At 46.8% G+C, this 13,845-nt stretch carries 8 protein-coding genes, 2 tRNA genes and 1 pseudogene; 6 read left to right on the top strand and 5 right to left on the bottom strand.

The window, feature by feature from the left end; all coding sequences use genetic code 11:
- Positions 1–75: 75 nt before the first annotated feature.
- Positions 76–6,861, top strand: a complete 6,786-nt coding sequence (locus tag ACWHX8_RS09600) for an RHS repeat-associated core domain-containing protein (RefSeq protein WP_447971726.1) — start codon at positions 76–78, stop codon at positions 6,859–6,861.
- Here the strand turns inward: ACWHX8_RS09600 and ACWHX8_RS09595 are convergent.
- The 4 genes and pseudogenes from ACWHX8_RS09595 to serS all read right to left on the bottom strand — a co-directional run.
- Positions 6,839–7,000: pseudogene (locus tag ACWHX8_RS09595) on the bottom strand (integrase core domain-containing protein); the annotation flags it as partial. The gene ACWHX8_RS09600 and the pseudogene ACWHX8_RS09595 sit on opposite strands and share 23 nt — an antisense overlap.
- A 907-nt stretch (positions 7,001–7,907) precedes the next feature.
- Positions 7,908–7,995 (bottom strand) — tRNA-Ser (locus ACWHX8_RS09590).
- 65 nt (positions 7,996–8,060) lie between these two features.
- Positions 8,061–8,513: a hypothetical protein gene (locus tag ACWHX8_RS09585; protein ID WP_447971725.1), complete on the bottom strand. Its 453-nt coding sequence runs from the start codon at positions 8,511–8,513 to the stop codon at positions 8,061–8,063.
- Between the two features lie 18 nt (positions 8,514–8,531).
- Entirely contained in the window at positions 8,532–9,821 is a 1,290-nt protein-coding gene (serS, locus tag ACWHX8_RS09580; RefSeq protein ID WP_447971724.1) for a serine--tRNA ligase, read from the bottom strand.
- 121 nt (positions 9,822–9,942) lie between these two features.
- Between serS and ACWHX8_RS09575 the strand changes: the two genes are divergently transcribed.
- The 4 genes from ACWHX8_RS09575 (at position 9,943) to ACWHX8_RS09560 (ending at position 11,606) form a co-directional block, all read left to right on the top strand.
- A complete protein-coding gene (locus tag ACWHX8_RS09575; RefSeq protein ID WP_447971723.1) occupies positions 9,943–10,083 on the top strand; it encodes a hypothetical protein in 141 nt (46 codons plus the stop codon).
- Between the two features lie 81 nt (positions 10,084–10,164).
- Entirely contained in the window at positions 10,165–10,905 is a 741-nt protein-coding gene (gene rph, locus ACWHX8_RS09570; protein ID WP_447971722.1) for a ribonuclease PH, read from the top strand.
- The gene (locus tag ACWHX8_RS09565) at positions 10,902–11,552 is read left to right on the top strand and encodes an XTP/dITP diphosphatase (RefSeq protein ID WP_447971721.1); all 651 of its coding nucleotides are present in this window, start codon (positions 10,902–10,904) and stop codon (positions 11,550–11,552) included. Before rph ends, ACWHX8_RS09565 begins: the two co-directional genes overlap by 4 nt.
- A tRNA-Pro gene (locus ACWHX8_RS09560) sits at positions 11,530–11,606 on the top strand. The genes ACWHX8_RS09565 and ACWHX8_RS09560 overlap by 23 nt, the downstream gene beginning before the upstream one ends.
- A gap of 268 nt (positions 11,607–11,874) precedes the next feature.
- On the opposite strand, the gene ACWHX8_RS09555 is transcribed toward ACWHX8_RS09560, so the two are convergent.
- Positions 11,875–12,000 carry a hypothetical protein gene (locus ACWHX8_RS09555; RefSeq protein WP_447971720.1) on the bottom strand — a complete coding sequence of 42 codons (126 nt, stop codon included), beginning with the start codon at positions 11,998–12,000 and terminating at the stop codon, positions 11,875–11,877.
- A 331-nt stretch (positions 12,001–12,331) separates the two neighbouring features.
- Between ACWHX8_RS09555 and ACWHX8_RS09550 the strand changes: the two genes are divergently transcribed.
- Complete coding sequence (locus ACWHX8_RS09550) at positions 12,332–13,570, top strand: sigma-54 interaction domain-containing protein (protein ID WP_447971719.1); 1,239 nt, start codon at positions 12,332–12,334, stop codon at positions 13,568–13,570.
- Positions 13,571–13,845 lie beyond the last annotated feature (275 nt).

Below are 13,845 nucleotides of genomic sequence, written 5' to 3'. Positions count from 1 at the left end.
TTCAACAGAACATGTAGTACAAACGGCACAACATTTTCTATGTATCAAAATAATCTGTTCAAGATTTGGAGGAAAATGCCACAATCTTTTTGTTTAAACAAACATCCTCTTCAAACCGTCGCCCTGGTGGGGTTTCTTAGCCTCTTCGCCATCAATCTTCCACCTACACAGGCTGCTCCCGTTGAACCCATGGCAGGTTCTACGATGTCATTCGATGCTGCTCCTGAAGAAGGCACGAACTACAACAGCGGTGATTGGGGAGTTGCCGAACAAAATGGGGCTGCCACCTACACCTATCGCATTAATGTCCCGCCCGGCCGGAATGACATGGCTCCCGCACTGGCCTTGCGCTACTCCTCACATTCACCCTTGCGTGGTGGTTTAGCCGTTGGCTGGAATTTGCAGATCCCTTCCATTCAAGCGGATCTTAGTTTAGGCGTCACTAACAGTACCCAGTATAAAATTGATTTAGGCAGTGCGTCTGGTCGATTAGTTGAGGTGTTAGATACTTCGCCTTATGGCAATAGTAAGGCTTATCGTGTCCAATATGATAACTCAAATACGCGCATCTTTGCCTCCTATTCTCCTGGCCCTCGATCAGATATCGTAGAATGGGTCGCCCTCACTCCTGACGGCATACGTCACTACTTTAAGGAGTCGAGCAGCCGTCACGTTGGTGGTTTCGCTTGGCACATTGCGAGACAGGTGGATCCCCATGGCAATACCATTCGGTACAACTGGTCAGATATTGATAATACGCATGTTGTTATAGGCGAAAGCCTAACGAGCATTGAATATACCTCGAATGAATCGGCCGGTCTCATCCCTCACGCCAAAGTAGAATTTGAGTATGACCCCATGCAGTTCTGTGTTGATACGGACACCACCACGACCCCTCCAGTTGATAGGATTTCCGAGATACCGATTGGCGCTGCTTACCGTCAAGGTCGTAACAGGCGGCAAAACGTTTTAGACCCATATGAGTTTAAACAGGTCACTGGCGCGCAACAATTATCGGCTGTCAAAATACACGTTCGCGATACCCAAGCAAGTGATTGGCGCTTGAGTCAGAATATTGATTTCAAGTATCAGCTAAAAAGGTCGATACTCACTCCTGCTCCTGGACTAACACAATCAGAATTAAATCCATTGCCACCTCAGTTTAGGAGGTGTGAGCAAAACCCTTTACGCTATCTAACCCAAATTGATATGGAAGCCTTTGGCGCTGATGGGACTGGCACAATCATTCCGCCGATTAACTTTCAATACAATCACCGCATTGACACCTCAGGACCACTGACACGGGGGGGCAACCGTGGGGAACATATGCCCTTGATCGAAGTAAATTCGCCTGGATTCGGACAGGCAGGGACCAGTGGCGGAGAATTCAGTGGCCTCAAAACAACATTGTTAGATATTGATAATGACGGTATTCGTGATCGTGTTTCTGTAATCGAAAAAGACAAGATATGTACCCTGGTTTGGCGCAAAGGTTTATTGGGTGGTGCTTTTGACTCGAAGAGAGAAGCCGCTTTGCCCACTGCGGCCTGGTATCGAGATTGGAGTAATCGTGCTCCCAATCCTTCCATTGATGATAGGGAAGGATGTTCATTAAATGGTCAAATTGCTTACCGTACGGAGCCGTCTACCATCCTTGATGAACCTAACGATAAATATGTCAAAGGTATTGTGAGTTATCACTTTATGGATTACACAGGAGATGGGCGTATAGATTTTATCACCAATACTTATGCTCCTTTTTCTACTCACTGTTCTTACGATCCTTGGGCAACTTCATGTTCTGTTGAGCCGAGAGATCGAAAAATTTCAGGTTTTTCTTCATATCCTTTAGTGCCAGAAAAAAATAACAGATGGCGTGTTTACGCTGGCACGGGTAACCCCGACCAGCCCTTTACTAATAATCTTGCTCGCTCTGGTGTCCCTCCACGCATTACAGTGGACTCACCGTTGCCTTTGCCACCCTCTGCTGGCGAGGAAGTAATAGACTTAAACAAGCACACTAATTATAGCGTTCCAGTCCTTTTTGATCTGGATGGCGATGGCTTTTTAGATATCATTGCCTCCCAAATAGAGGGTCAACGAAGGGGTTCTCAGACATTAGGTAATGAAAAAATAAGATGTCGAAATAAAATTCTATTAAGGATGTGTGATTGGACGGTCTATTTTGGCAACGGAGGATCTAAATTTCCTGAAAGGAATGAGGCTTTTCTCTGGCGTGTGCCAAAAAACATTACTTTAGCCTCTGATAAATGGATCTTAGGGACCGTCGATGGAACTGACGAGTATATTCAGAGCCGCGCTACAGTGATTAATCTGCATGATATGAATGGTGATGGCTTATCTGATTTAATCGTGCAAAAATTCGGTGATGAAAAAATGTATAGCTATCGTAACACTGGAACTGGATTTGAGGGTCAGGCTCATCCAATTAACGGAAGCAGCGTTTTGGAGGAAGCAAAAACTGAAATCAATAATTTTTCAGGTGGCACCCTAACAGATGGCGATCGAGGCTATGTGAGACGGCTGCAGGATTTAGATGGAGATGGCCTCTTAGATATGGTTTGGTTCGAAGGTTCCCAAAACGATATTACTGTCACAAGAAAGGTTAAGGCGAAGTTTAACCTGGGTAATCGCTTTGGCAATGAAGTCACGCTACTTTTCCCAGAGAAATGGACAAGGAGCAAGCGCCTCCTATCTGCAAAATTAAAATCTGGTTATATAAGCACTTGGCATCTCGCGACTGACTTCACGGATGTCAGTGGCGATGGTCTCGCCGATTTAGTTCAGTGGTACGGGAAGAAAATGTCCTATATTAGTAGTCCGGGCTTGCCTAAGGCTCCAGATTTATTGAGTAAAGTGACTAACGGTCGTGGTATGGAGCTCACATTCTCCTATGCTCCCTCTACCGATCCGGAAGTTGTCACGTGGACAGGTAATACCTCTGACCTCGCAAAGGACAATAGTGCCTTACCCCATGTCACCTGGGTGGTTAAGGCAATGACCGTAACAGGTGGGCACAACACACCCCGCACAACGACCCAGCACCGATATCAAAATCCCATCTATTTGTCTGCCGAAGACCTAACTGGCTTTAAAGAACGTAGTAAATTTGCTGGATTTTCAAAAAACATTCAAATAACCAACTATGAAAATGGCACATCAAAGCAGATCATAAAACAATATCACTACAACGGTCTTCATGGCGATCTTATCAACATTCAAACGTTTCGTGACGGCCAATTACATCGCGTTGAAAGAAAAAAATGGGAACATAAGACGTTATTTGATGGCCGTATTCATGTCGCTCTTCCCATCCTCACCACCTCCTGTATGACTAATGCTTCCAACATGAGCGAAAATGATTGTTTTGCTCAAAATGATCACGTACACCGTATTGAACAAACATGGTTACACAACAGCATAAGCCACCAATTCCAAAATACTCATCAGGTCGAAGGGGAGGGGAATACTCAGCAAGCCGATGATCATCGTACTAGCTATCACTATGACCTTCGTTACGGCACTGTAACGGGGCATACCCCCGAAGATTACCGTGTTCGTGTTCGTGAAACGACCGAAGCCATCAGAGGTGCTTTCGCTCCTTTTAAAAACCGTACTGGTCGATCCAGGACCGAATTTAATGACCAAACAGGGCTGCCCGACAAGCGAGACATCTACTTTGACCACACCAGCGTTGCGACCACGAATTTGATATATGATGCAACAACTGGAAATCTGGTCAAAAGACAAAAGCCCGAGCAAAGTTTATCTAACGGCGGCAAAGATTCCGTCTCAAGTTTCAGTTATGACAGTCACCAGCTGTTTGTTCAATCAACAAGTAATGAGTTAGGCCATAAAACAGGCACAGCTCACGATACGGCTACGGGTGTATTGATTAAACGAGTAGGTCCCAATTTTATAAAAACACCATCGGGAATAATATATGACACGGAACGATGGGACATTGACGGATTTGGCCGTGTTCTCTTTCACGATATTTCAATCGATACACTCATCAACGGCCAGGCCAACTATGCAGAACATACTGTGGAGCGATTCACCTACAACGACATGAACTTCCAAAATTCAGGCCAACCGGTTAGCCATCGTGCGGAGCAACTGCGTGATATTGGTGGCACACATTGGATTACAACTGAGCAGGATATGGATGGGATAGGGCGTGTGCTCGAAACCCGCCAATTGTTTAATGGAGACATGGCGACACATACGATTTACCGCTATCGCGATAGCGGCGGCATCGACAGTATAGAAACCCCAGACCCCAGCGACCCGGATAATCGCATCACTTATACGTACGACTACGATGGTCTTGGCCGGGTCACGCGGTTACAACGCCCGGACGATACCAGTATTTCAGTCAGTTATGAGGGGCTCAGCCAAACAATAAGCGAAGTGACGCCCGATAATAGTGGCGGCTCTAAGACCAAACGATCTGACGTATTCGGTCACCTCGTTGAACTACAAGAGCATCACTCGGGCAGTTCTTCAGCGATCACTCGCTATCAATACGATGTTGTCGACAACCTGAAGAAAATCACAGATGCTGAAGGCAATATCACAACAATGAGCCATGACTGGCAGGGCAATCGTATTGGCATAACCCGTGGACAGCGTCACTGGCAATTCCGTTACGACCTCAACAGTAACCTCACCAGCAGGCAATCACCGATGCCTGGAGGCTCTGATCCTGCTCCGTACACTACCACCTATGAATACGATGATCTGGATCGACTGTTAGAAAAGCGTTTCGTTGATATACGCGTCAGTACGGCACCCTCACACACGAACACACCCCCTGCAACAGGCGCTCTAAGTACCACTCTTTACCAATATGATGCAGGGCACAATGGAGTCGGCCGTTTAAGTCAAGTGGATCTACCCTTCGGTGTTGTTATATACGATTATGACGCCCGCGGTCTTATCGCCAGGGAAGAACGTGAATTTAGCCTCGACCAAATCGCCAATATGAGGGCCTCGCAAGTGGTCGAGCGTACTTACAATGCCTTAGGCCAACTGACTGAAAGCGATTGGCAGGGAGAGAAATGGCGTATCAAATATGATGAGCGAGGTTTAGTAGATAGCGTTGACTGGTTTGATCCCACAGCTCCAGCAGCCATCGCGTGGAAATCAGTCGCTAACTACGAACGCGAATTAATAGGCTTACCATTGGCTCGTAATACTGATTTTGGGCAAACACGTCGCTTTACCTATGATGCCCTAGCTCGACCTTTAACCGATTCAGTACAACTTGATGGTAGCATCGAAATGCTCGCTGAACGTAGCTATGAATATACAGGTGCAGGCAACTTGGGTAATGTGGTCGGGAATACCAACGGCGTAAGTGCTAATGCTACCTACACCTATGATCGACAGCATCGCCTTCTGACGGCCGTTGCGCCCAATGGTTATCAAGGTAATTTCACCTATTCGTCTACTGGTAATGTCTTAACTGCCAATGTCGTATCTGCTAATGCAGCTGAAACACGTAACGTTAGTTACAGCTATGGTCAAGTAGACCCTCAAGCCGTCGATACACTACAAGATATCACCACAGATGATAGCTATGCTGAGTTTGCCTACGATAATGTCGGCAATATGACCTGGCGTCGTGCGCCTGATGGTGACACGCTCTTGCATTGGAATGGACAGGATCAAATTCGCCGTGTCGATACACCGGATGGTTCTGAAACCTACTACTACGACCATGCTGGTCAACGGATGTTAGTTGTCAATCCGGACCAGGGTGTACGCTTCTGGTTTGGTGAGCGAGAAATACACTACAAACTGGGCGGAACAGAGACACTCAACTATCTCCATTTGTCAGCGGGTGGCCCCACATTGGCGCGTGTCGAAAACGACACAGAAATTGAGTTGCAATATGCTGATGCACTACAAAATTTAATGTTTTCGTTGGATAAAGACAGTAATGCCACAGCCAGTTTCTTGTACGGGCCTTTTGGTGAAGTGCTCTCTGAAACAGGCAGTGAGGCACATCGCCGCCAATTTAATGGGAAGGAAAATGATGTTACAACAGGATTGCGTTATTACGGCTTTCGTTATTATGACCCACTTGTTATGCGTTGGAATAGTGCTGATCCGCTTTACTTGGCTGTTCCTGAATTAGGACAAAATCAACCGCAGCGGATGAATTTGTATGCGTTTAGTTTGAATAACCCTGTGCGATATTATGATCCGAATGGGAGAAAGGCAAAAGAGACAACTGACGAAAGTCACGTAATTATTGCTTACGGTGAGGATGAAAAAGATAAGGAAACCGAAAAGAGCTTTATGAAGGTTGGGGAAAAGCTAGAGAAAGAACTTATAGAGAAAGATAAAGACGGTAAAGCCATCAAGAAAGGGAAAGTGCGGCTTGTTAGCTTTAAAGACGTAAAAAAGGCTAAGGAGGCCATCGCGAAGGAAGGAGGCAAAGTATCTGCTTTCGTGACTATATCTCACGGAAATCAACGAGGGGCGGCGTCACCCACAAAAGGCTCATCACTAAAAGTAACTGACCTTGCGGAAATAGGCGGTGTTGAAAAAGGTGGAGTCGTAATTGCGATTGGTTGCGGAACATGTGACGGGAGAGGACTCAGTGATTTACATGAAAAAGGAATTGTTGGCGCAGGATTCCAAGGTGATGTAGGATTCAGCAGTGATGGTAATCTCGAGTATCCACCTGGTGGGGAACCTACCAGCCCTGGTGCAACTAGACCTGATAGGGGGACATCCATAAGCTTTAAACCAATCAGAAATTTGATCTTGCAGGCAGGAGAGAGAGTGAACGTAAGCTCCCCTGTCAATGACACAGTTCAGAAGTAGAGTTTCTGGTGGTTTCGGTTTGCCGACGGAACATCGTCGGCGGTATTTTTCCGAGACTGTCATGAGGTCTATCCTCGTTGTATTCGTGTATCCAATCACGGGTTATCTGGCGCACCTGGCGCAGTGATTCGAACACGTAAATGTAGGGTCAGGTTGCTTGCTTCATGATATAGATTACAGTCTCCCCACTCCGTCCCTTTAGCCACTCGTTAGTGCGTGAATTGCTGACTGGTTTGCGCGACCAGCGCATCGACCACATCTAAAATCTTCGGCTGCTGATGTCGCGGTAACGAAGAGATCCACTCAAACACTCCAATTTTTAGTATCCACAAGAATCTTGGAGGAATCGTAAGCAAACACATTAAACTGGCCCCCTAACAATCATGCGGAATTGCCCCACCTTTAACGACCGCTTTTGGCCCAGGCTGTGTCATAACTCACGCCTCTAATTATTTCAGCGCTGGCGTCGGCGCGGAAGCACCTCTCCTTTTTATATTGTTCATTTTGACTGACACTTCGGTTTTGTGGAACCACAAATAAGGGTTCAAGTCACTTTCTTAATAATACGTTTTCTCCCCCTTCCATGCCTTTTCTGCCCAGGCATCTCTGAACCTTGGGAGCATGATTCCCATGCCCCCGCCTCCCACTCTTTCAATTGTTTTGCTTTTAGGAAAAGCGCCAAGAGGAAACCTGTTTCCAGCGAGACCCTTTTCACGCCATTGGCGCTTTGCAGTATTGTTGGCAGCAACCAGCCATTCCCACAGGCGACCATTTCACTCTAGCTCTATAGGGTCCATCACCGAGGCGGGGCACCAGATCCCACAAAGAGCGAAAATCTTTTAATTGTTATAGTCATATGAAAGCAAGGGCTAGAACAGTTTTTCAATGACGACGTTTTTTGTCAAACCTCATGGTGCGTGGGGGACACTGAAAACTCATCTTCTCGTGGCATTCCGAGTGAAAAACGGGGTAGTGCTTTGTAATATTTGGTCATCCACAAAGCTATGGGAATTTTCGCCTCGGTGATGGACCCTAGGTTGTCGTGCTGGCGGAGGGGGTGGGATTCGAACCCACGGTAGCTTTCACTACTCCGGTTTTCAAGACCGGCCTATTCGTCCACTCTAGCACCCCTCCGAAACCTTCCACTCGCATTATGGGGATGAAGTATCAATGCGGATTCTACTGTGTGTCATGGTTCATTATAACTTGCGATAGGTAATTGTGGGAGCATGTTTTCGTTTGGGTGTGCCAACAGAAACTTTCTCTTCTTCTATATTTGCAAAGTCGTTGACTAACCCTAAGACCTTATCTTGAAAAGGCAGGAATCGAACGGCGACTCGATACAGTTGTCGTTCCATGGTTAAATCATAATATTCAATACGTGGCTGTTGAAGATCAAGTGTTTGAAAGACTGATGTCCGTACGCCTTTCGCCATGGGTTGCGGTAGCACCTTGGTGATTCGCTTCCCTAATACATATTCCCCTCCGACTAAATGTACGATAACGGGATTGGGATAGTAGTAGTCGATGTAAATCCCTTGTGCATTCCACAGGAATAATTTCTGTGGTGGCGTAATCCATGCGTTGTCCGAACCAAAGAGCTGGTGTGACAGAAAGGCCCAGGCATGTTTCGACAACCGGGTATCATCCATGATCGTGACAGATAGGTTCTAGATCTTGTGCTGAATCCTCGGCGTTATCGATGTCGTATTTGGTAAATACGGATGAAGCGCATCGGGGATCGTCACCGAGCCATCCGCTTGCTGATAATTTTCCAAGATTGCCACAAGGGTACGACCGACAGCCAGCGCAGACCCATTTAATGTATGGACATGATTGGGCTTGCCTTGTTTGGGGCGATAGCGAATGTTGGCCCTCCTGGCTTGAAACGCCTCAAAATTACTACAAGATGACACTTCCCGATATGTGCGTTGTGACGGGAGCCACACCTCCAAGTCATAGGTCTTCGCTGCGGCAAATCCTAAGTCTCCAGTACAAAGCGCCATGACGCGATAGGGCAACCCAAGTGCTTGTAAAACTTTTTCGGCAGCCGTCGTGAGACTCTCATGTGCGGCATAGGACTCTTCCGGCGTGGAAAAGGTAACGAGTTCGACTTTATTAAATTGATGAACACGAATCAGCCCTTTGGTGTCTTGTCCATACGATCCGGCTTCTCTTCGAAAACAAGGCGTATGGGCCACATATCGGATAGGCAAATCCGTTTCGGGAATAATGTCATTCTGGTAAATATTCGTGAGGGGCACTTCTGCCGTTGGGATTAAAAAATAGTCTTCGCTTGTTAAGTGAAAGGCATCAGTCTCAAATTTTGGAAGCTGTCCCGTTCCGGTCATGCTCGTACGATTGACGATAAACGGTGGAAGAACTTCGGTGTATCCATGTTCTTCTATATGAAGGTCGAGCATGAAATTAGCCAGGGCCCGCTCAAGCTTGGCTCCGAGTCCAAATGAGAGGGAAAACCGAGATCCGGTTACTTTGCTGGCACGCTCAAAATCAAAAATACCAAGTGCCTCCCCCAAATCGTCGTGGGAACGCGGTGTAAAATCAAATGTAGGAGGAGTCCCCCAGCGACGAATTTCCTCATTCGCTGTCTCATCGGCTCCTTGCGGAACAGACTCATGCGGAACGTTGGGAATGCGAAGCGCTTCAGCCTGTAATTGCTCTTCAACCTCTCGCAGTTGTGCTTCAATGCCTTGAATGCGGTCGCCCAGTGTGCGAAGTTCAGTTGTGGCCTCATCGGTTGGCAGTTTTTCCCGTTTGAGTTTCGCCACGGTGTCAGAACCTCGTTTGAGTTGACTGCGAAGCTCTTCGACTGCTGCAATCAACTCCCGACGTTGTTCTGTGAACTGTTGCACCAATGTCCACGACACATCTTTCCCACGTGGACCGAGGTTTTCTTGCAATTGAGCAAGCTGATCTTTTAAAACACGAAAGTCATACATACGTTTACATTCGTAGGGGTTCTCACATTGTTGCTGAATCTACCACTCGTTGAAATTGGAGTCAACGCAAATAGACGTGGCTGGCATTTCATGTGCAAGCCATGTGTAAGCTGAGCACTCTATGCCGTATCACTTTCCTTATGAAGAGGTGTTTGTATGGGGAATCAGTACGCTGATTTTTGCTCTGCTGTGTCTCAGAGTCGTGGTTGTTCGACGGCAACGGCAAGCTGAACAGAACCGCAATGCGACAACTGAAAAATAAGAACATTCATCCATCCAATGCCGTTTGTGTTTTCATGAACCCCTCTTTATAATCAGTCTCTTTTCTCAAAGGAATATAGACATGATCGATAGCGCATCAACACGTTCAGATGGGCGAACGCCCAATCAAATTCGGCCAGTGAAAATTACCCGTTCTTTCACGAAGTATGCGGAAGGTTCGGTACTCATTGAGATGGGTGAAACCAAAGTCATTTGCAATGCGACCGTGGAAGAAAAGGTTCCCTCCTTTCTTCGGGATAAAGGCAAGGGGTGGGTCACAGCGGAATATGGCATGCTGCCTCGTTCCACTCATGATCGCATGCCCCGCGAAGCGAATAGAGGAAAACAAGGCGGACGTACGCTTGAAATTCAACGGCTGGTGGGACGCGCGCTTCGCGCCGTCACAGACACCACGGCGTTAGGTGAACGAACCGTTTGGATTGACTGTGATGTCATTCAAGCCGATGGCGGAACGCGAACGGCCGCAATTACCGGTTCGTTCATTGCACTCGCCGATGCCATGACGAAGCTGAAGGATAAGCAATTGATCAAGCAGCGGCCGCTAAAAGATTATCTTGCAGCTATCAGCATTGGGAAGATTGGCAGTGAGGTTCGTATTGACCTTGCGTATGATGAAGACTCGGTAGCCGATGTGGATATGAACCTGGTGATGACCGGCAAAGGTCATCTGGTTGAAGTTCAAGGGACTGCCGAAGGTGAGCCATTTGAGAAAAAAGACCTCGATGCCTTTCTCTCCATGGGGTGGATTGGCATTCAGGACTTGATCAAGATGCAAAAGGATCTCATAGGAACGTTAGCTTGAATGAGCCCCTTCAAGACCAGGATGTTTTGGTGCTGGCCACGGGCAATCAGCACAAGCAAGAGGAAATCCTTGCCTTGCTCAAGAATCTTCCTGTCACGGTCCTGACGCTTCGAGACTTCCCTCAGGCCCCCGTTATTGAAGAAGATGGGGTGACCTGTGAAGAGAATGCAATCAAGAAAGCCTTGGGTATTGCCAAATTCACAGGGCATGTGACGCTTGCTGATGATACAGGATTAGAAGTGACAGCTTTAGACGGTCGTCCAGGTGTGTATGCAGCGCGGTATGCTGGCGAAAACGCCACCTATGACGATAATTGCCAAAAGCTCCTTCAAGAACTTTCAGGCGTGACCGCTGGACATCGACAGGCCCGTTTTCTTACAGTAGTAGCCATCGCCGATCCTCATGGCGAGATCGATGTCATGGAAGGCGTCTTGGAGGGAGAGATTACGGAAGCTGTTCGGGGTTCTCAGGGTTTCGGCTATGATCCTGTCTTTTGGCTTCCTGACTTCCGCAAGACGCTTGCAGAGATCAGTCTTGAAGAAAAGAATACGATCAGTCATCGTGCCTTAGCCTTACAGAAAGCCAAAGCCTTACTCACGAACAAATGGATTCCACAGATTCAGTCGGGGCGTAGCGCAGCCCGGTAGCGCGCCTGCTTTGGGAGCAGGATGTCGGAGGTTCAAATCCTCTCGCCCCGACCAACTTTCGATTACACTCACCTCTTTCCCTTCTCCAGTCGAATTATTCATTGAATTTTAATCTAGAGAGTTGTGTTTTCACCCCAGCCTAGTTTTTGGAATTTCCCTCAGTACGAACACATGCATCGGTGTGAGAAGGTCTGAAATACACTTCTAGTCATGGTGAACATGGGTACATAATGCTCCCTCGAAATCAAGCTATCTGTGAGTGTTGTGTATTCGGATATTGCCGAGGACTCCGATACCCGAGAGCTTGATGGCGTGTTCGTCGTTATACCAACGCATCCAGGAGTTGATTGAGCGATCGAGTCACGTCCTGCAGCGGGATACTTGTTCCCAACGTCACGCGGAGTTTAGCCGTCCACCGTTGAATCGGTTCGTACTCGTCATTTGTCATTGTCCACCTTCGGGCTCAAATTCAGCTGGAGCAAGGTAGTGTGAAGCATTCATTGAAAATCATAAGAAATTTGACACGCGTTTTATTGTCTGATAACTATTAAGAAAGAGTGGGAACAAGGTCGTTATCACTCTTTTGGTGCAAAGCCTAGACGAAGGACAATGAACGTCCATTTTCCAATTTGGGAATGGACGTTTTTTTTTAGCAAAGTGACTGCATAGTGTGGGATCGAGTAAATGGACGAATAACCAGTGACACGTGTATGCGAAGTATGCAAAAAATCAGGATATCAAAACAACAATTCCGCCTTCGATATATTTGGTGATCATATATGAAGTTGTCGAAAACACCAAAAGATGATTTCCCCGAAGTCGTGAGGCGGCTCAAAGAAATTCTGACTGGTCATGCCAGTCCTGCTGATCGCATTCACGAAGCGTTAAAATTCCTCGGGCGATTTTCTCATCATACCCTATCCAGGCAAACAGTAGCGGATGACTTTTCGTTGAAGAAACAGCAGGCAGAACTTCACGCGCAGAGTACTTCTAATCAGCAGCAGAGAACCGATGTCTCTGGCCCCTTTAACCTTATTGGTAACAGTTTGGTTATGCAAAATATTTATGAAGCAATACGACGCGCAGGTAACAGTCAGGCTACAGTCTTAATTCGTGGAGAAAGTGGAACAGGAAAAGAATTAGTCGCCAAGGCAATTCATACATCGAGTTTAAGAAAAAGCGGTCCCTTCATTCCTCTGCATTGTGCGGCCGTTCCAGACTCCTTAATTGAGTCGACGATGTTTGGCTATGAACGTGGCGCATTTACCGGTGCCAATATGACCCGTCGAGGAAAGTTGGAACAAGCTTCAGGAGGAACACTCTTTCTTGATGAAGTCGGTGATATTCCGCTCAGTACTCAAGTGAAACTTCTTCGAGTGCTTCAAGAGCGGGAGTATGAACGAGTGGGAGGCACTCACCTGCTTGCTGCCGATATTCGAATTATTGCAGCTACGCATCGTGATCTGGAGGCCATGGTCCTTTCCGGGACATTCAGGGAAGATCTTTACTATCGCTTGAATGTCGTCCCGATGATTTTAGCGCCACTCCGCGAACGGCAAGAAGATATCATCCCTTTAGCGGAGCATTTCCTTCGTCGATTCAATCATGACAATCAGCGTGACGTCAAATTAGATACCGAAATGGTCTCCATGCTTTCTCGCTATCACTGGCCTGGAAATATTCGTGAACTACAGAATTGCATAGAACGAATTGTAGTTTTGGCTGATTCGCAGACTGTCACAATCACCGCAATTCCAAAATCATTGCAGCCTTATATGCATCATATTCGGGATGTCACGCTTTCGCCTCAAAAGAACAAACCATCCAAAAGTCTTCGAACATTACCGAAAGATGTGCGAAACCTTGAACGTGAACGTCTTGTGAATGTCTTGCAAGACGTTGGGTGGATTAAGGCCAAGGCGGCACGAAAACTCGGACTTACCCCGAGACAAGTCGCGTATAAAATGAAGAAATATAATATTCATCGTTCCTCCCTATTATCTCAAACACGTGACTAAGTACTGTGTATATCTGCTGTGTCTGATGCACCAACTACGAAAATACGACAAAATTGTCAGATTGAACGAACAAAATTGTAGGAATGTCGGTTTCATGTTTCATGTGAGTGCGCATAACAAAGAGCAGTGCCTATGTGTAATGGGCTATTTTCTTTAATAATCAAACTGGCAAGATTATTGCTCTAAATAATTATGCAATGACAATGATAGTCATTGTATCTAGTGTATGACACAACAGCTGGCAACGGCGCCACTGCTGATGAGGGTGTTGAAAT

This window comes from Nitrospira sp. M1 (assembly GCF_965152605.1).
The sequence above is the reverse complement of the archived record's forward strand: the minus strand, read 5'-3'. Positions and strand labels throughout refer to the sequence as shown.